16 protein-coding genes are annotated in these 17,409 nt (G+C 69.6%); 5 read left to right on the top strand and 11 right to left on the bottom strand.

What is annotated here, in order from left to right:
• Positions 1-57 precede the first annotated feature (57 nt).
• Positions 58-627 carry an NADPH-dependent FMN reductase gene (locus tag ACZK39_RS07405; RefSeq protein WP_182784961.1) on the top strand — a complete coding sequence of 190 codons (570 nt, stop codon included), beginning with the start codon at positions 58-60 and terminating at the stop codon, positions 625-627.
• 29 nt (positions 628-656) lie between these two features.
• The gene (gene metG, locus ACZK39_RS07410) at positions 657-2,441 is read left to right on the top strand and encodes a methionine--tRNA ligase (protein WP_370585824.1); all 1,785 of its coding nucleotides are present in this window, start codon (positions 657-659) and stop codon (positions 2,439-2,441) included.
• Positions 2,442-2,444: 3 nt separating this feature from the next.
• Here the strand turns inward: metG and ACZK39_RS07415 are convergent, their stop codons facing one another.
• The gene (locus tag ACZK39_RS07415) at positions 2,445-4,259 is read right to left on the bottom strand and encodes a DUF2207 domain-containing protein (protein WP_463612948.1); all 1,815 of its coding nucleotides are present in this window, start codon (positions 4,257-4,259) and stop codon (positions 2,445-2,447) included.
• A 41-nt stretch (positions 4,260-4,300) separates the two neighbouring features.
• Positions 4,301-5,965 (bottom strand): phospho-sugar mutase, encoded by a 1,665-nt coding sequence (locus ACZK39_RS07420; protein WP_463612949.1) that lies wholly within the window; start codon positions 5,963-5,965, stop codon positions 4,301-4,303.
• Positions 5,966-6,108: 143 nt separating this feature from the next.
• Here ACZK39_RS07420 and ACZK39_RS07425 point away from each other — a divergent pair, with 143 nt between their 5' ends.
• On the top strand, positions 6,109-7,512 hold the full coding sequence (locus ACZK39_RS07425) for an NAD(P)H-quinone dehydrogenase (protein WP_463612950.1): 1,404 nt from the start codon (positions 6,109-6,111) through the stop codon (positions 7,510-7,512).
• Positions 7,513-7,532: 20 nt separating this feature from the next.
• On the opposite strand, the gene ACZK39_RS07430 is transcribed toward ACZK39_RS07425, so the two are convergent.
• The 9 genes from ACZK39_RS07430 to ACZK39_RS07470 all read right to left on the bottom strand — a co-directional run bounded on the left by ACZK39_RS07430 (position 7,533) and on the right by ACZK39_RS07470 (position 15,953).
• Positions 7,533-8,318, bottom strand: a complete 786-nt coding sequence (locus tag ACZK39_RS07430) for a hypothetical protein (RefSeq protein ID WP_459054784.1) — start codon at positions 8,316-8,318, stop codon at positions 7,533-7,535.
• Positions 8,319-8,351: 33 nt separating this feature from the next.
• Positions 8,352-10,127, bottom strand: coding sequence for an acetyl-CoA carboxylase biotin carboxylase subunit (locus tag ACZK39_RS07435; RefSeq protein WP_459054783.1), 1,776 nt, complete (start codon positions 10,125-10,127; stop codon positions 8,352-8,354).
• Between the two features lie 91 nt (positions 10,128-10,218).
• Positions 10,219-11,415 (bottom strand): mechanosensitive ion channel family protein, encoded by a 1,197-nt coding sequence (locus ACZK39_RS07440; protein ID WP_463612951.1) that lies wholly within the window; start codon positions 11,413-11,415, stop codon positions 10,219-10,221.
• 9 nt (positions 11,416-11,424) lie between these two features.
• Complete coding sequence (locus tag ACZK39_RS07445) at positions 11,425-11,841, bottom strand: hypothetical protein (protein WP_182799336.1); 417 nt, start codon at positions 11,839-11,841, stop codon at positions 11,425-11,427.
• Positions 11,842-11,864: 23 nt separating this feature from the next.
• Entirely contained in the window at positions 11,865-12,458 is a 594-nt protein-coding gene (locus tag ACZK39_RS07450; protein WP_182784944.1) for a Maf family protein, read from the bottom strand.
• 2 nt (positions 12,459-12,460) lie between these two features.
• Complete coding sequence (locus ACZK39_RS07455; RefSeq protein WP_255422434.1) at positions 12,461-12,670, bottom strand: acyl-CoA carboxylase epsilon subunit; 210 nt, start codon at positions 12,668-12,670, stop codon at positions 12,461-12,463.
• Positions 12,667-14,241: an acyl-CoA carboxylase subunit beta gene (locus ACZK39_RS07460; RefSeq protein ID WP_182784942.1), complete on the bottom strand. Its 1,575-nt coding sequence runs from the start codon at positions 14,239-14,241 to the stop codon at positions 12,667-12,669. The genes ACZK39_RS07455 and ACZK39_RS07460 overlap by 4 nt, the downstream gene beginning before the upstream one ends.
• A gap of 42 nt (positions 14,242-14,283) precedes the next feature.
• The gene (locus tag ACZK39_RS07465; RefSeq protein WP_182799337.1) at positions 14,284-14,742 is read right to left on the bottom strand and encodes a hypothetical protein; all 459 of its coding nucleotides are present in this window, start codon (positions 14,740-14,742) and stop codon (positions 14,284-14,286) included.
• Positions 14,743-14,849: 107 nt separating this feature from the next.
• Entirely contained in the window at positions 14,850-15,953 is a 1,104-nt protein-coding gene (locus tag ACZK39_RS07470) for a response regulator transcription factor (protein WP_255422422.1), read from the bottom strand.
• Between the two features lie 139 nt (positions 15,954-16,092).
• Between ACZK39_RS07470 and ACZK39_RS07475 the strand changes: the two genes are divergently transcribed.
• Both ACZK39_RS07475 and ACZK39_RS07480 read left to right on the top strand, forming a co-directional pair.
• On the top strand, positions 16,093-16,881 hold the full coding sequence (locus tag ACZK39_RS07475) for a biotin--[acetyl-CoA-carboxylase] ligase (protein WP_220491095.1): 789 nt from the start codon (positions 16,093-16,095) through the stop codon (positions 16,879-16,881).
• A gap of 30 nt (positions 16,882-16,911) precedes the next feature.
• Positions 16,912-17,409, top strand: a complete 498-nt coding sequence (locus tag ACZK39_RS07480) for a PH domain-containing protein (protein ID WP_182784720.1) — start codon at positions 16,912-16,914, stop codon at positions 17,407-17,409.

The raw sequence follows: 17,409 nt of genomic DNA on the forward strand, positions 1-17,409 counted from the left end.
GTAGAGTCCGAGTGGCCGGCCACGGCCGCCCCGGCCGAGCGGCGGAAGGGAACCGTCATGACCACCTACCGCGTCGGGTACTTCGTCGGGAGCCTGTCCTCGACATCCATCAACCGCGTGCTGTCCAAGGCCCTCATCGCGGTGGCGCCCCCGGACCTGGAGTTCACGGAGATCCCGATCGGTGACCTACCGCTCTACTCGCCCGACCACGACGCCGCCTACCCCGCAGAGGCGCAGGCGCTGAAGTCCGCGCTCGCCTCCGCCCAGGCCGTGCTGTTCGTCACGCCAGAGTACAACCGCTCCATCCCCGGGGCGCTGAAGAACGCCATCGACTGGGCATCGCGGCCCTGGGGCCAGAACTCGTTCGACCACATGCCGGCGGCGATCATCGGCGCCTCCATCGGCAACATCGGCACGGCGGTGGCCCAGCAGAGCCTCCGTGCGGTCCTCGCGTTCTGCAACGCCCGCCTGATGACCGCCCCGGAGGCCTACATCAAGCTCGACGGCTCCAGCATCGACGCCGACGGGACGATCACCGACGACGGACTCAGGGAAGTGCTCACCGCGTTCATGGGGGAGTTCCGCGAGCACATCGAGCGGGTGCTCACCGTTCTGCCGCGTGAGTGAGGCCTCGGCGCGCCGATAGGATGGCGCGCATGAGTCACGTTCTTGCCGCCGTCGCCTGGCCTTACGCCAACGGCCCCCGCCACATCGGTCACGTCTCCGGATTCGGCGTCCCCTCCGATGTGTTCTCGCGCTACATGCGGATGGCCGGCCACGACGTGCTCATGGTGTCGGGCTCCGACGAGCACGGCACGGCCATCCAGGTGAAGGCGGACGCGGAGGGGCTCACCCCTCGCGAGACGGCGGACAAGTACCACCGGCAGATCGTTGAGGATCTGCAGGGGTTGGGCCTGTCCTACGACCTGTACACCCGCACCACCACGCCCAACCACTACCGCGTGGTGCAGGACCTCTTCACCGCCCTGTACGACAACGGCTACGTCACGGCCAAGACCCAGATGGGCGCCATCTCGCCATCAACGGGCCGAACGCTGCCGGACCGATTCATCGAAGGCACCTGCCCTCTCTGCGGCTACGACAACGCCCGCGGAGACCAGTGCGACAGCTGCGGCAACCAGCTCGACCCGGCGGACCTGATCAACCCGAAGTCCAAGATGAACGGCGAGACGCCGCAGTTCGTCGAGACAGAGCACTTCTTCCTCGATCTGCCCGCGCTCGCCCCGATGCTGGGCCAGTGGATCGACAGCCGCGAGGACTGGCGGCCCAACGTGCTCAAGTTCTCCCACAATCTCCTGGCGGAGATCAGGCCACGCGCCATCACCCGCGACCTCGACTGGGGAGTCCCCGTGCCCCTCGACGGCTGGCGCGATGCCCCCATGAAGCGCATCTACGTGTGGTTCGACGCCGTGATCGGCTACCTCTCCGCCTCGGTCGAATGGGCCAGGCGCACCGGGGACCCGGAGGCGTGGCGCGCGTACTGGAACTCCCCCGAGGCCCGGTCCTACTACTTCATGGGCAAGGACAACATTGTCTTCCATTCGGTGATCTGGCCGGGCATCCTGCTCGGCGCCAACGGCCAGGGGACCAGGGGCGGCGAGATCCGCCCGTCGCTGGGGGAGTTGCAGCTGCCCACCGAGGTGGTCAGCTCAGAGTTCATGACGATGAAGGGCTCCAAGGTGTCCAGCTCGCGCGGCGCCTCGATCTTCGTCGGAGACTTCCTCGGCGAGTTCGGACCGGATGCGTTGCGCTACTACATCGCCATGGCCGGGCCCGAAAACCAGGACACGGACTTCACCTGGGACGAGTTCGTCCGCCGGACCAACTTCGAGCTCGCCAACGAGTGGGGCAATCTGGTCAACCGCTCCATCTCGATGGCACACAAAAACGTGGGCTCCGTGCCCGCGGCAGGCGAGCTGACCGACGCAGACAGCGCGCTGCTCGACGAGTCGCGCACCGCGTTCGAGGTGGTGGGTGAGCACATCGCTGCCCGCCGATTCAAGGCCGGCATCACGGAGGCCATGCGCATCGTCGGCCTGGCCAACAAGTACCTCTCCGATCAGGAGCCGTGGAAGCTCAAGGACGACGCCGCCCGCCGCGACACCGTCCTCCACGTCGCCCTCCAGGTGGTCTCGGACTGCAACACGCTGCTCACCCCCTACCTGCCGCACTCCGCGCAGAAGGTCTTCGAGGCATTGGGGGGGCAGGGCGTGTGGGCCGCGCAGCCGCAGATCGTCGAAGTCAGCGAAGGCGACCTCACCTACCCGACACTGCAGGGCGACTACGCCGGCCAGCAGGCCGTGTGGGAGTCGCGGCCGATCGCGGCCGGCACGCCCCTGGCGAAGCCGTCCCCGCTGTTCGCGAAGCTCGACGACACCCTGGGCGTCACCGGCCCGAGCTGGGCCCCGATCCCCGGCTGATCCTCACCAGGAGCCGCCGCCACCGCCGCCGAAGCCGCCACCCCCGCTGAACCCGGAGAAGCCGCTGGAGCCGCCGGTGGCCGAGCTCATCCCGTCCATCCGGGCGGCCTGCATGGCGTCCGACATGGAGTGGGTGAGGTTGTTCATCGCGCTGGCGAAGTAGTAGCCGTGCATGAGGTCCGCGCCCACGTACCACGAGGTGTTGGCCTGGTAGAGGCCCTGGGCCCCGAGGTCTGCGAACAGCTTGGACCAGCGGTCCGCCACGCCGAACACCATCGCGTAGGGGAGGTACTTGCTGAAGATGTCCTCCCCCTCCTCGAACTGCAGCGTGTCCTTCTCTGCGGTACGCAGATACAACTCGAAGCCCTTGGCCTGCGCGAGGTAGGCCGAGCCGGTGGCGGTGCGCTTGCGGAACTTGCTGGACATCACGATGAGGCCGATCCCGAAGACGGCCAGGGGGATCCCGATGAGGCCCCATCCCACAGCGGCTCCCACGAAGGTGAAGAGGAGGCCGGCGCCGATCGCCAGGGCACCCAGCACGATGGGCACCATCTGTGCGGTGGTGGGGTTGCCCTTGAACCAGCCCTTGGCCACGACGGAGGAGTACAGGCCGTTGCGGGCGTCCGGCAGCACCTCGGCGAACTTCGCCTTGCTCAGCTCCTTCGACGTCCTCACGCTGCGTCCCTGGAACAGATCGGCCAGCAGCTTCTCCTCGAACGGCTCCAGGGGTCCGGGCGGCGCATGCAGCGCCTCCAGCGTGAAGTCCTTCTTCGACTGCGAGATGATGCGCAGATAGCCGCGGACTGCGAGATCCACGATGGTGGCGGACACGTCGACGTTGTCCGCCGTGGTGTCCATGAGAGTGCCGATCTCACCAGGGGTGGCGCCCTTCGGCGGGTGGAACTGGACAGTGACCGGGAACTTGCCGCTGCGCGTCCCCACCCGCTCCTCCTGGCCGGAAAGCGGGGTGAGGCCGGGGGTGAGCCCCAGATAGACGTCGTCTCGGGCATGACGCCGACGCACCGCGATCAGCCCGACGATGGCGGCGATCAGACCTGCGCCGGTCACGGCACCGGTGGCGGGGGTGAGCTCGAAGGCATTGGCCGCGGTCACCCGGCGGGCCTTCTCCTGCGTCACGCCGGGGAAGGTACCGGCCGGGTAGCCCGCCACCACCTGCATCCGAGTGTTGGGCGGCAGCGAAGCCAGCGTATAGGTGGCCGCGTCAACCGACTGTGTCGCCTCACACGGGGTGTCGGCGGTGGGACCGTAGAAGCAGGCCACCTGCTCGAGCCCGGCGGGTCCGGTGACGTCGACGGTGATGTTGGAGAACCGCGATTCCCAGGCGGGGCCGATGACGTCCCAGTTGAACTCATCGAGGCCGCTGACAGGGTGATCCGTGGCGATCAGGCCGGTCACGTCGTAGGTGAGGGTGTAGTCCTCAGGGGTGGTGTTGAAGATGTTCTCGTTGCCGATGCGCAGCGACAACATGTCGGCGTCCTGTTCCTGGAGGACCTGGGTGTTGGCCCCCGTCGACGAGGAGACCGAGATGTTGGAGTACCTGAACACGTAGTTCTCGTCGGGGTTCGCGCCGTCCTCCTGCAGCGTGGGCAGCAGGATGTAGGGCCCGCGGCCCCTCAGCGCGGAGAAGTCCATGGTGAAGTCGATGGTGACGCCCGCGACACCATCCGTCCTCAGGACCACGTCCACGTCGTAGCGGGTGATGGGCGCCGAGTCGTCGGCGGCCGCCGGCACCACCCCCACCCAGGCCACGGCGAGGGCGATCAGTAGAGCGAGGAGACCGGCGCGAAGCTTCGTCATGGAATCAACTGTATCCATGCCGCCGAACAGCGGGCGCTGGATCAGCCCTCCACCCCGAGTGCGGCTGCCATCTCCCGCCGCAGTTCGGCCAGCCGTCCCGCCGCGGCCAGCCGCGCCGCGCGCACGTCGACGGACTCCTCGGCGTCCAGCCGGACCTCCAGGTAACACTTCAACTTGGGCTCGGTGCCCGAGGGGCGGGTCACCACGTGCACCCGCTCACCAGTGAGTTCGATGGCGTCGGTGGGGGGCAGCGTGTCCGAGCCGTGGGCGAGGTCCAGCACCGTCGCCGGGGCCCCGAGGAGCGCCGACGGCGGGTTGCGCCTCAGCCGCGTCATGGCGTCGGCGATCAGGGACCGGTCGGCCACGCGCACCGACAGCTGGGAGGTGGCGGTCAGGCCGTGCTCGCGGGCGATGTCGTCGAGCAGGTCCGCCAACGCGCGGCCCGAGACCTTGAGGTCGGCAACGATCCGCAGCACCGTCAGCGCGGCGGTGATCCCGTCCTTGTCCGGGACCGCGCGCGAATCGACGCAGTAGCCGATGGCCTCCTCATAGCCGAAGGCCAGGTCCGGCACGCGGCCGATCCACTTGAACCCCGTCAACGTGGTCACGTGCAGGCGACCCGCGCGGCGGGCCATCCTGCCGAGCAGCGTCGAGGAGACCACGGAGTTCGCGAACGTGCCGGGTACCCCGCGTGCGATCGCGTCGTGACCGAGGATGGCGCCCAGCTCATCGCCGGTGAGCATCCGCCACACACCGTCGACCACCGCGGCCACTGCGCAGCGGTCCGCGTCCGGGTCGTTGGCGATCACCACGTCCGCGCCCTCGGCCTCCGCCAAGGACAGAGCAAGGTCGATCGCTCCCTTCTCCTCCGGATTGGGGAACGCGACGGTGGGGAACTCGGGGTGGGGCTCAGACTGCTGCGCCACCTCGACGGGGGAGGGGAGCCCGACGGCCTCCGCGACCCGCCGCACCGTCTTCGCGCCGACGCCGTGCAGCGCTGTGTGGACCCAGACCAGCTCCCGCGCGGAATCGGCCGGGTACAGGGAGGCCGCCCGCGCCACGTAGGCGTCCAGGAGCTCGGCGGTGATGTCGCGGCGCACCTCCGAACGGGGGAGCTTGGCCCACCCGTGATCGGCCACGACGGCGATCTTCGCGGCGATCTCGGCGTCCGTCGGCGGCACGATCTGCGAGCCGTCGCCGAGGAAGACCTTGTAGCCGTTGTCCGCTGGCGGGTTGTGGGACGCGGTGACCACCACGCCCGCGACGCAGCCGAAGTGCTGGATGCCGAAGGCGACGACGGGGGTGGGGATGGGCTCGCTGGTCCAGAGCACGTCGAATCCTGCACCGGCCATCACCTCGGCGGTGTCGCGGGCAAACTCGTCGGACTTGTGCCGGGCGTCGTATCCGACGATGACACGGCCGCCGGAGTGGCCGTTCGCGGAGAGCCAGAGGGCGAAGCCGGCCGCGGCCTGCGTCACCACCACACGGTTCATCCGAGCCGGTCCCGGCCCGAGAGGTCCGCGGAGGCCGGCCGTGCCGAACTCGAGCGGTCCCGCGAAGGCGGAGGCGAGCTCCGTGAGGGCGGGCTCGCGGATGGTGTGGTCGTTGGCCTGGGCCCGGACGATCAGCTCGTCCAGCCGGCCGGCGGTGTCGGGGTCCGGGTCAGCGTCGCGCCACTCCTGGGCGCGGGTCAGCAACTCGTTCATCCAGAGCACCTCCAGGCGGCCGTGCCGGCCAGCACAAACATCCCGCCGTGGCCGGTCACCACATGCTCGAAGGGTTCGCTCACCCGGTCCAGCATAGGCGTGTGCCAGGCTCCCCACCCCGGGCGCTGTGGAAGGATGGGCACGTGACGAAGGTAGTGATCATCGGTGGCGGACCCGGCGGCTACGAGGCTGCGCTCGTGGCCAACCAGCTCGGCGGCGAGGTCACCCTGATCGAACGGGACGGCATGGGCGGGGCCGCTGTGCTGAGCGACTGTGTGCCGTCGAAGACGCTGATCGCCACGGCCGAGGTCATGGTCCGCATCGAGAGCGCCCGCCAGCTCGGCCTTCACATCGCGGCGACGGATGTCTCGGACGTGGTGCGGGTGGACCTGGCGGAGGTCAACGAGCGCGTCCTCACCCTGGCCAAGGCCCAGTCGGCAGACATCGCTCAGCGCCTCCGGCAGGACGGGGTGCACCTCGTGGCCGGCAGCGCCCGCCTCGACGGCGCCACCCGCGTGGTGGCCAGCACCGGGGCCGGCGAGCAGAGCTTCGAGGCCGACATCGTCCTCCTGGCCACGGGCACCACGCCCCGCGAGTTGCCTGAGGCGGCCTGCGACGGGGAGCGGATCCTCAACTGGAAACAGGTCTACAACCTGAGCGAGGTGCCGGAGAGGCTGATCGTCGTGGGATCGGGCGTGACCGGCGCGGAGTTCGCCTCCGCCTACGACGGACTCGGCTGTGACGTGGTGCTGGTGTCCTCGCGCAAGCAGGTGCTGCCCGGCCAGGACCAGGACGCGGCCGCCGTCCTGCAGCGCGCCTTTGAACGCCGGGGCATGGAGATCATGAGCGAATCGCGCGCCTACGCGGCGCGCCGTGAGGGCGACGAGGTGGTGGTGTCGCTGGAGGACGGCCGTGAGGTTCGCGGCTCGCACTGCCTCATGGCGGTGGGCGCCATCCCCAACTCCGCCGGGCTCGGGCTCGAGGAGGCGGGGGTGGCGATGACCCCGTCGGGACACATCTCGGTGGACCGCGTCTCGCGCACCAGCGTGCGTAACATCTACGCGGCGGGCGACGTGACCGGCGTCTTCGCCTTGGCGTCGGTGGCCGCGATGCAGGGCCGCATCGCGATGTGGCATGCGCTGGGCGACGCGGTGACGCCCATGGATCTGCGCCGAGTGTCGTCGAACGTGTTCACCACGCCGGAGATCGCCACCGTCGGCATCACCCAGGAGCAGGCCGATACCGGCGACGTCCGGGTTGCGTCCGTGCTGCTGCCGTTGGCGTCGAATGCCCGCTCGAAGATGCAGGGCTTCACCGACGGCTTCGTCAAGCTGTTCTGCCTGCCCACCACCGGCATCATCATCGGCGGCGTGGTGGTGGCGCCGCGCGCCTCCGAGCTCATCCACGCGGTGTCGATCGCGGTGGCGCAGAAGGTCACTGTGGACGACTTCAGCCAGGCGTTCACCGTCTACCCATCGATGTCCGGCTCGATCGCGGAGGCGGCCCGCCGCCTGCACAACCGTGACGGGGCCCTCCTTACCACCTGAGCAGAGAGGCCTGCCCGACGTCAATCGTCCAGGAGCCCCATGAGAAGCGAGAACCCGCCGATCATCAGCGCACCATGGGTGATCTGGCGCAGCGCCGGGTCCATGCCGTAGCGGCCGTAATAGCCCTGGGCCCAAGGCGCGTACTGCTGGTTCTCCCAGTAGGGCACCTGGCTGGCACCCATGGGGACCAGGCGGATCGACGGGTCCAGGCCTGTCATGACCCGTTGGGCGTCCGACGCGCATGCGGGAACCTCGCGGACAGCGCCACCGGGGGGCGCCCAGTGCACGTTCTGCGTCGAAGGGCCGTGTGCTGGGTCGAAGAAGCACGGCGGCCTCTTCTCCGGCAGCGGGTGCCCGTTGACCCGGGCCTTCACGGAGGCAACCGCAAACCGGCCGTCCTCGAGGATCTCCGCAATGCGTCGCACATCGGCGTCGGTCTGAGCGCGCTCCAGTTGGTTCTTGGAGCCGTCATAGGCGTCCAGTGCCCGCGTGTAGTCGGCCTGGGCGCCGGCGTCGAGTTCTCGGCCCACCACGTCCAGGTCCAGGTCTCTCAACTCGCCGCCGAAGGTGGTGATGTCTGCGTCCAGGGCCGCCCGCGCGCCGGGGCTGATGGGATAGACCGGCTGTGGGTAGGGGTTGGGCTGGTGATACGGGGTGGGCTGCTGGTATCCGGACTGCGGGAGCGCGTAGGGGTCGTTCCAGCGGTGCATCTGATGCGGCGGCGGCGCCGAGCGACGCGAGGTCATGGACACGATGATGCTGACCACAACCATCACCATGATCATGGTGAACAGACCGGAGAACATGCTCTCTACGATAACCCCGGCCTCAAGCGTGGCTCACTCGGCGTCGACGATCTCGCAGAGCACCTCCCCGGCTGTGACCGCCTGGCCGGCCTCCACACTCAGCCCGACGATGACGCCGTCGCGGTGGGCGTTGAGCGGCTGCTCCATCTTCATGGCCTCGATCACCGCGATGGTCTCGCCCTCGCCGACCTGCTGCCCCTCTTCGACGGCCACCTTGACGATGGTGCCCTGCATGGGGGAGGTGAGCGCGTTGCCGGAGGGGGCGGAGACTCTGCTGCCGCCGCGGTCACGCTTGGTGGGCTTCCGCACTGCCTTCGAGGAGGCGGGTCGGGCACCGAAGCCGCCGGGCAGCTTCACCTCCACCCGCTTGCCGTTGACCTCGACGGTGACGATCTCCGGCTCGGGCACATCGTCTGCCTCGCCCAGCACCCCGGTGTAGGGAGCGATCTCTCCAGTGAATTCGGTCTCGATCCAGCGCGTGTGCACCCCGAAGTGGCCGTCTGGGGCCGTGTAGGCCGGATCGTTGAGGACGGCCTGATGGAACGGCACGACGGTGGGCATACCCTCGATCTGCAGCTCGGCCAGGGCGCGACGGGAGCGGGCGATCGCCTGGTCCCGATCCGCCCCGGTGACGATCAGCTTGGCCACCAGCGAGTCGAACGCGCCGGGGACGGTCATGCCTACGTGGTAGCCCTCGTCGACCCGGACACCAGGCCCGGTGGGGGCATGCCACTTGACCAGGGTGCCAGGGGCGGGCATGAAGTTGCGGCCGGCGTCCTCGGCGTTGATGCGGAACTCGATGGAGTGGCCGTGCACCTCCGGGTCCGGGTAGCCGAGCTCCTCGCCGGCGGCGATGCGGAACATCTCCCGCACGAGGTCGATCCGGGTGACCTCCTCCGAGACCGGGTGCTCCACCTGGAGGCGGGTGTTGACCTCGAGGAACGAGATGGTGCCGTCGAGGGCGACGAGGAACTCGCAGGTGCCGGCGCCCACGTACCCCGCCTCCCGGAGGATGGCCTTGCTCGACTCATACAGCCGGGACACCTGATGCTCGGTGAGGAAGGGCGCTGGCGCCTCCTCGACGAGCTTCTGGTGCCGCCGCTGTAGCGAGCAGTCCCGGGTGGACACCACCACGACGTTGCCGTGGCTGTCTGCCAGGCACTGTGTCTCCACGTGGCGCGGCTTGTCCAGGTATCGCTCGACGAAGCATTCGCCGCGTCCGAAGGCGGTGACGGCCTCGCGGGTGGCGGACTCGAACATCTCCGGCACCTCCTCCAGCGTCCGGGCCACCTTCAGGCCGCGACCGCCGCCGCCGAACGCGGCCTTGATGGCGATCGGGAGGCCATGCTCAGTCGCGAACGCGACCACCTCCTCGGCGTTGGCGACCGGATCAGCGGTGCCGGGCACGAGCGGCGCCCCTACCCTCTGCGCGATGTGGCGGGCCTGGACCTTGTCTCCGAGCGCCTCGATGGCTGCCGGGGGAGGGCCGATCCAGATCAGGCCGGCGTCCATGACGGCCTGGGCGAAGTGCGCGTTCTCCGCGAGGAAGCCGTAGCCGGGGTGCACCGCGTTGGCGCCGGAGCGGGCGGCAACGTCGAGCAGCTTGGGGATGTTGAGGTAGGTGTCTGCAGGGGTGGCGCCGTTGAGGGCGAACGCCTCGTCCGCGAGCTTCACGAAGAGCGATTCGGAATCCGAGTCCGCGTAGACGGCCACCGACGCGATGCCGGCGTCCCGTGCGGCGCGGATGACACGTACGGCGATCTCGCCTCGGTTGGCGACCAGAACCTTGGAGACGGCGACGTTGCCCACTCTAGGACCTCCTCTATTTGGCTTTGTCAGGAGTCTATCCACGCCAGGGGGCCACGCGGCGACAGGTCCGCGACACTGGACCCGAACCGGGTCAGCGGTCCCGCAGGGCCTGGAACCAGGGTCGCGGCGGGGCCTCCCCCTGGCGGACGGCGGGCATGACGGCGGTCTCGATGCCCGACTCCGCCTGGGCCTTCTCCGCCTCGTACTCCGTGACCATCTGGTCCACGAACTCGTCGCGCTCCTCAATGGGCGGTGCCGGGGTGGTCTCCGGCTCGAGGCGGGTGCGTGGGAGCGCGTAGATCGCGTGCCGCTGGACCCACGAGATGAGCTGTTCCCGGACGTGGCAGCGCAGATCCCACAGGTCGCCGGAGCTTGCGGCCGAGACCACGGCGTACAGCCGCACGGGCCCACCGGTGGCGTCGGTGACCTGCAGGCTCACGGTCTTCCTGTCCCACAGGGGGCTGGCCTCAACGATGTGGTGGAGCTCCACGCGCATCGCCTCGACGGGAACCAGCCAGTCCAGATCGAACTCCACGGTGCCGTACAGATGGGCCTGCCCGCGGGTCCAGTTCTCAAAGGCCTGGGTGGTGAACGACGTGCTGGGCACGATCCAGCGGCGCTGATCCCAGGTGCCCACGACCACATAGGTGAGGGTGATCTCCTCCACCGTGCCCATCTCGCCGTCGAAGACCACCAGATCTCCCACGCGCAGCGCGTCGCTGAAGGCCAGCTGCATGCCGGCGAACACGTTGGACAGCGTCGACTGCGCGGCCAGGCCGGCGACGATGGACAGCAGGCCCGCCGACGCGAACAGCGACGCGCCCAGAGTGCGCAACGCGGGGAAGGTGAACAGCGCCCAGCCCAGGGCGATGGTCCAGAGCACCGCGATCAGGACCCGGGCCACCACCTGCATCTGGGTGCGTACCCGGCGGAAGCGCGATGTGTCGGTGCCCTCCTCCTCCCGTGCACCGGCGACGATGCCGTCCTCCACCGCCTTGATGACGCCCGTGCCCAGGTAGGCACCGGCCAGAATGATCACGATGAGCAGGCCCTGCATGAAGAGGGGCCGCCACGTCGGTTCAGGGTCGGCCGTCGCGATGCCCACACCGAGGCCCGTTCCGGCGAGCGTGAAGAGCAGCCGTTGGGGCACCTTGAGGCGCCGCGACACGAACGCGAGTCCCTTCCTGCGGCGCACGATGAAGCTCATCACTACCGAGATGGTGATCGACAGTGCGGTGCCCGCGAGGAATCCCGCGACGGCGTACACCACCAGGGTCAGCAGTTCCATGGCCTCAGCCTAGGCGCCGCGGTCTGTGCGCAGGCTGAGCGCCGACAGCTCCCCGGTCACGGTGAACGCGCCGTCGTGGACCGCCGACTCGAACAGCAGCGACCCTCCCGCGTCTGCTGTGACGGTGAAGCCCATGGCGGGGAGGTGGCGGCGCAGATACTCGGCCACCTCGTCGCCGGTCGGGGAGCTCAGGACGACCGTGATGTTGTTGCCGCTGTCCACCCGCTCCTCAATCTCGGCGTCCCGCGGAATCGAGAAGCCGGCAGGCGCGTTGAGGAAACCGAGATCCGAGAGCAGCACGCCGTCAGCCGGTGCCTCGGTGAGGGCGCTGACGGCCACCGACGGCGTCGGCGTGGACGGGAGCGGCGGCGCCGAGCAGCCCGCCACCGCGAGCAGGCCGACGACGGCGAGGGTGATCCGGAGCACGGGCCAACTGTACTGGCGCCCGTTCAGCGCCAGAGCGACTGCCAGGGCACGCCGGCGTCGATGACCATCTGCCGGAACAGCGGCAGCGACACCCCGACGACGTTGTAGGGATCGCCCTCGATGGAGGTGACGTAGGCGCCGCCTCGCCCGTCGATGGTGAACCCGCCGGCGACCCGCTGCGGCTCGCCGGTGGCCGCGTAGGCCTCGATCTCGTCGTCGGGCAGGTCCGCGAACCGCACCACGGTGGACCCCACCTGGATGGAGCGCGTCTCCTCGCCGCCCTGCCGGACCGCGACGAAGTGACCGGTATGCAGGAGACCCTCGCGACCGCGCATCCGCCGCCACCGCTCGGTCGCCGCCTCCCGCGATCCGGGCTTGCCGTGCGCGCGGCCCTCGAACTCGAGTACCGAGTCGCAGGCGAGGAGCACGAAGTCGCCGTGGAGTTGCGGGATGACCGCGGCGCCCTTGAACTCGGCGAGCCGGGCGGCGAGCCTGGTGGGCACCGGGTCGAGGACCTGGCGCTCGTCGAATCCGGAGACGATCACCTCAGGGTCAAGCCCAGCCCGGCGCAGCACAGCAAGCCGCGCGGGGGACTTGGAGGCGAGGATGAAGCGCATCGTCACATCCTGTGGTAGGTCCGCCAGGCGTCCCGCCCGCCCATGAGCGGCGAGCGGACGGTGCGATAGTAGGACTTCCAGCCGCCGGCCAGCGGCCTGTCGTCCGGTGAGCGGAGCTGCTCCGCCCCCGCGGAGGCGTGGAGCACCGCGACGACGGCCGCCACCTCCTCCTCGCTCAGGTGCGCGCCGCGCAGGGCCATCGGCTCGGTCATAGCGGAATGTTCCCGTGCTTCTTCGGCGGGAGGGCCTCGCGCTTGCTGCGCAGCAGCCGCAGAGCCCGGATCACCTGTGCCCGCGTCTCGTGCGGGTAGATCACCTGATCGATGTATCCGCGGTCCGCCGCCACGTAGGGGTTGGTGAGCTCATCGTCGTACTCCTGGATGAGCCGGGCGCGCTCGGTGTCCGGGTCCTCGGCCGCAGCGATCTGCTTGCGGTAAAGGATGTTGACCGCGCCCTGACCGCCCATCACCGCGATCTGCGCGGTGGGCCAGGCGAGATTGATGTCGGCGCCCAGGTGCTTGGAGCCCATCACCACGTACGCGCCGCCGTAGGCCTTGCGGGTGATCACCGTCAGCAGTGGCACGGTCGCCTCCGCGTACGCGTAGATCAGCTTGGCGCCGCGGCGGATGATCCCCTGGTGCTCCTGGCCGACGCCGGGCAGGAAGCCGGGCACGTCGACGAAGGTGAGGACGGGGATGTTGAACGCGTCGCAGGTGCGGACGAACCGCGCCGCCTTCTCCGCCGAGTCGATGTCCAGGCAGCCCGCGAACACGGTGGGCTGGTTGGCGACGATGCCGATGGAGCGGCCCTCGATCCTGCCGAAGCCCACGATGATCGAGCCCGCGAACAGCGGCATGACCTCGAGGAACTCGTCGTCGTCGAGGACGTTGCGGATGACCTCGCGCATGTCGTAGGGCTGGTTGGCCGCATCGGGGACGAGCAGGTCGAGCTCGCGGTCGTGATCGGTGATGGTGAGGTCCACCTCCTCGTCGTCGAAGAGCGGCGGATCCTCCAGGTTGTTCTGCGGCAGGTAGGTGAGCAGTTCACGGACGTACTCGATGGCGTCGTTCTCGTCCGCGGCGAGGTAGTGGGCGTTGCCGGACTTGGTGTTGTGGGTGCGGCCGCCGCCGAGCTCCTCCATGGAGACGTCCTCGCCGGTGACGGTCTTGATGACCTCCGGGCCGGTGATGAACATCTGCGAGGTCTTGTCCACCATGACGACGAAGTCCGTCAGGGCCGGCCCGTAGACGTGGCCGCCGGCGGCCGCGCCCATGATGAGCGAGATCTGCGGAATCACGCCCGAGGCGCGCGTGTTGCGCTTGAAGATCTCCCCGTAGAGCGCGAGCGAGACCACCCCTTCCTGGATCCTGGCCCCGCCGCCCTCGTTGATGCCGATGATCGGCACCCCCGTCTTGAGCGCGAAGTCCTGGATCTTCACGATTTTCTCGCCGTACACCTGGCCCAGCGCGCCACCGAAGATGGTGACGTCCTGGCTGAACACGCACACCGGGCGGCCGTGGATGGAGCCGGTGCCGGTGATGACGCCGTCGCCGAACGGACGGCGGGCGTCCATCCCGAAGGCGGTGGTGCGGTGACGTGAGAACTGGTCGAACTCGGCGAAGCTTCCTTCGTCGAGGAGGGCCATGATCCGCTCTCGGGCGGTCATCTTCCCCTTGGCATGCTGCTTCTCCACCGCTTCGGCCGAACCGGCGTGCACAGCTTCATCGATGCGCACTCCGAGATTCGCGATCCGACCGGCAGTGGTGTGGATGTCGATCTCCATGGGGTCACCATAGCGGCGGGACGGGCCACTCCCTCCGGCCGCTCAGATTGTGGGGTGGCTTGGCTCGACGGTCCCGGGCCTGGAGCGTCGACCGAGCAGCGAGAGAGCCGCCAGGGCGACGGTCAGCAGCATGCTCAGCATCATCGCCGGGATCGTCACACTGGCGATCGTGACGTGCGGGCCGTGCTCCCAGATATCGGCCGTGTCGAGGTTCACCCAGCCGTCCTCGGCCAGCCGGAGAACTGCCACGGCCAGCTCGCCCACGTGGCCGAGCACCGCGACCGGCACGCTGGCCGAGAGGATGGTCAGGATCCACCGCGACGCCCTCCCGGGCGCCTCCGGCCGCATCCGCCACGTGAGGAGGGACGCGGGGATGAGCAGGGCGAGCGCCAGGAGGTGGGAGGCGATGTGCAGGGCACTCGTGTCCCCCTGGGACGCGAACACGAAGATCGACAGGAACGGTGCCCACACGAGGGCCAGCAGGGTGAGGGGGCGGGACATGGGAGTCTCCTTCTCGAGCCGATGGCGATGCCTTCGACCGTAGGAGCGGCGCCCTGGGACCCGCATCGGCCCTTTCGCCTAAGTCGCCTGTCCGGGGCCGGGCCGCGTCACGCCGCGGACGTGTCGACCGATGCCCGGTAGGCGTTGCCCGCCTGGACGCGCCGATTGTGGTGGGCGCCCTGAGGAAGGTCGAGTTTCACGAACACCGAGCGCAGGTGCGCGTCCACGGTGCGCTCGGAGAGGACGAGCCTGGCGGCGATCCCGGCGTTGGAGAGCCCCTCAGCCAACAACGCGAGTACCTCCCGCTCGCGAGCCGTGAGCATCGACAGCCCGCCGGGGACCGGGGAAGACACCGGCTCGTCCGCCGTGTCCGGGTCGCGGGCGGCGGCCTCGCTCGACGCCATCGTCGGCTCCGTCAGCTCGATGGCCAGGGCCCGGACGCACCCCGCCACGACGATGCTGAACGCCGCATACATGCCGACGAGGACCACCGTTCCCGCCAGTGGAGAGGTGCCGCCCAGGGCGCCGCAGACCATGACCAGGAGCGTGCCGGTGAGCGCGGACCCCGCGACCAGGGCCAGGCGACGGGCCGCGGCCACGTCGGGGGCGCTTCGCCAGGTGGCGAACACCGCGACCGCTGGGCCGAGCAGGACCGTGGCGAGATAGCCGACGTTGATGGCCATGCCCACCTGCTCGCCGCTGCTCGAGGGTAGGGGGGCCGAAGCGGCGAGCGGCTCGAAGTCGTCGAAGAACAGCGCGAACGAGGTTGCGGCCCCCACTGCCAGGGCTACCACGGCCACCAGGAGGGCACGCCCGGTGCCGCGGCCGAGGTAGCGGACGCTGAGGAGCGGAACCACGGAGAATGCGCCGATGAGCGGGAGATGCGCGACCCCCGCGACGACGGCCGCGGCCCAGGCGCTCGCCGAGCCTGGGGACCGCGCGCTGGCGAGCACAGCCAGCGCCCACAGGCCGGGATAGGCGGCAGCCACGACGGCGAGGGCAACGAGAACCGCGCGGAGCCCGCGCCACCCCTGCCCGAGGCCGGCGACTGCCACGGTGGTGACGGCCGCGGACGCGACCATGGCGACGAGAACCGGCCAGGCCGTGGCCGGCACCTTCGCCGCCTCGGGTCCGGTGGTGAGACACAGGGCGAGCGATGCCACCGTGACGGCCGCAACCAGCACTCTCACGGTGGTGTGCGGCGACGTCATGACCGCTGCCTCCTGTGCTCGTGGCCGGTGTGTCCAGGGTGCTGGCCACGGTGTCACACCGGCCGGTGCGGCGTCCAGTGCCTCCTGCGACGACTCGCAGAGGCGCCGCTCTCCCTGTGGCGCTGGCTACGATGTGGCGGTGACGTCCAGCCTTCCCGACGCGGGCCGCATCGCCGCTGTGCTCCCCTCCGCGACGCTCTGGCGCTCGGTCGAGGTCATCGAGACCACCGGCTCGACGAACGCGGATCTCGCCGCCCGCGCCCGTGCCGGAGCGGGCGAGGGAGCGGTCCTTGTGTCCAAGGAACAGACCGCCGGCCGCGGCAGGCTCGACCGGCAGTGGGTGAGCCCTCCCGGCACGTCGATCTCGATGTCGCTGCTGCTCACCCCTCAGCAGGAGTTCCCGCAGTGGGGCTGGCTCTCGCTGCTGGCGGGCATGGCCGTCGCGTCGGCCGTGGGCGAGCTCGCCGGGGGCGGGGCGCCGGTCTCGCTGAAGTGGCCCAACGACGTCCTCATCCGGGGGCGCAAGGTGTGCGGCATCCTGTCGGAGCGGATCGAGCACCCGGACGGGGCGCGCGCCGTCGTCGGCATCGGGATCAACGTGGACCTCGCCGCCGACCAGCTGCCGGTGCCCACCGCGACATCGCTGGCGCTGGAGGGGCTCCCGACCGATCAGAGCCGAATCGTCGCGGGCGTGCTCACCCACTTCGAGCGGCACTACCGCTCCTGGCAGCTGCGTGGAAACCTTCGCGCCGAGTACGAGGCGCGGTGCGCGTCCGTCGGCGCTGAGCTGACCGTGATCCTCGACGGCGACCGCCGAGTCTCGGGGACCGGCCGCGGCGTCGACGAGTGGGGCCGGCTGCAGGTCACCACCGCCACCGGCATCGAGACCTATCCGGTGGGCGACGTGGTGCACGCCACACTGGCCTGAGTGTCGTGGCCGCGTGCCACACTTGGCGCCATGGCACTCGACAAGAACCAGCTGGGCCGTGACGAGGTGGTCATCGCCTCGATGCACACCCACGTCAAGGCGCTCCTCGGCCCTGCGCTGATCCTCATCCTCCTGGGCGCCGGGCTCGGCGCCTCCATCGCGCTGGTGCCGCCCGAGTGGCAGCCGTGGGCCACCTACGTGGCGGTCGCCGTCGCGCTGGTGCTCTTCCTCGTCCTGGTGCTCATCCCGTTCCTGCGCTGGGTGACCTCGTCCTACACCATCACGGACCGCCGCATCATCACCCGCCGCGGCATCATCAACAAGCTCGGCCACGACCTGCCGCTGCGCCGGATCAACAACGTCAACTACGAGCGCTCGCTCACGGACCGGATGCTCGGCTGCGGCACGCTGATCCTGGAGACCGCCGCGGGGCAGCCGCTGCGGCTGCCGGACGTGCCGGACGTGGAGCGGGTGCACGTGACCATCACCGAGCTGCTGTTCAGCGAAGAGGACGAGGACGACGAGTAG

It is taken from the genome of Tessaracoccus luoxuelianae (assembly GCF_055326245.1).

What these genes read in the sequence shown, in the direction of transcription:
- ACZK39_RS07405 (WP_182784961.1), top strand. Translation starts at nt 58, where the DNA reads ATGACCACCTACCGCGTCGGGTACTTCGTCGGGAGCCTGTCCTCGACA.
- metG (WP_370585824.1), top strand. Translation starts at nt 657, where the DNA reads ATGAGTCACGTTCTTGCCGCCGTCGCCTGGCCTTACGCCAACGGCCCC.
- ACZK39_RS07415 (WP_463612948.1), bottom strand. Translation starts at nt 4,259, where the DNA reads ATGACGAAGCTTCGCGCCGGTCTCCTCGCTCTACTGATCGCCCTCGCC.
- ACZK39_RS07420 (WP_463612949.1), bottom strand. Translation starts at nt 5,965, where the DNA reads ATGAACGAGTTGCTGACCCGCGCCCAGGAGTGGCGCGACGCTGACCCG.
- ACZK39_RS07430 (WP_459054784.1), bottom strand. Translation starts at nt 8,318, where the DNA reads ATGTTCTCCGGTCTGTTCACCATGATCATGGTGATGGTTGTGGTCAGC.
- ACZK39_RS07440 (WP_463612951.1), bottom strand. Translation starts at nt 11,415, where the DNA reads ATGGAACTGCTGACCCTGGTGGTGTACGCCGTCGCGGGATTCCTCGCG.
- ACZK39_RS07450 (WP_182784944.1), bottom strand. Translation starts at nt 12,458, where the DNA reads ATGCGCTTCATCCTCGCCTCCAAGTCCCCCGCGCGGCTTGCTGTGCTG.
- ACZK39_RS07455 (WP_255422434.1), bottom strand. Translation starts at nt 12,670, where the DNA reads ATGACCGAGCCGATGGCCCTGCGCGGCGCGCACCTGAGCGAGGAGGAG.
- ACZK39_RS07460 (WP_182784942.1), bottom strand. Translation starts at nt 14,241, where the DNA reads ATGGAGATCGACATCCACACCACTGCCGGTCGGATCGCGAATCTCGGA.
- ACZK39_RS07465 (WP_182799337.1), bottom strand. Translation starts at nt 14,742, where the DNA reads ATGTCCCGCCCCCTCACCCTGCTGGCCCTCGTGTGGGCACCGTTCCTG.
- ACZK39_RS07470 (WP_255422422.1), bottom strand. Translation starts at nt 15,953, where the DNA reads ATGACGTCGCCGCACACCACCGTGAGAGTGCTGGTTGCGGCCGTCACG.
- ACZK39_RS07480 (WP_182784720.1), top strand. Translation starts at nt 16,912, where the DNA reads ATGGCACTCGACAAGAACCAGCTGGGCCGTGACGAGGTGGTCATCGCC.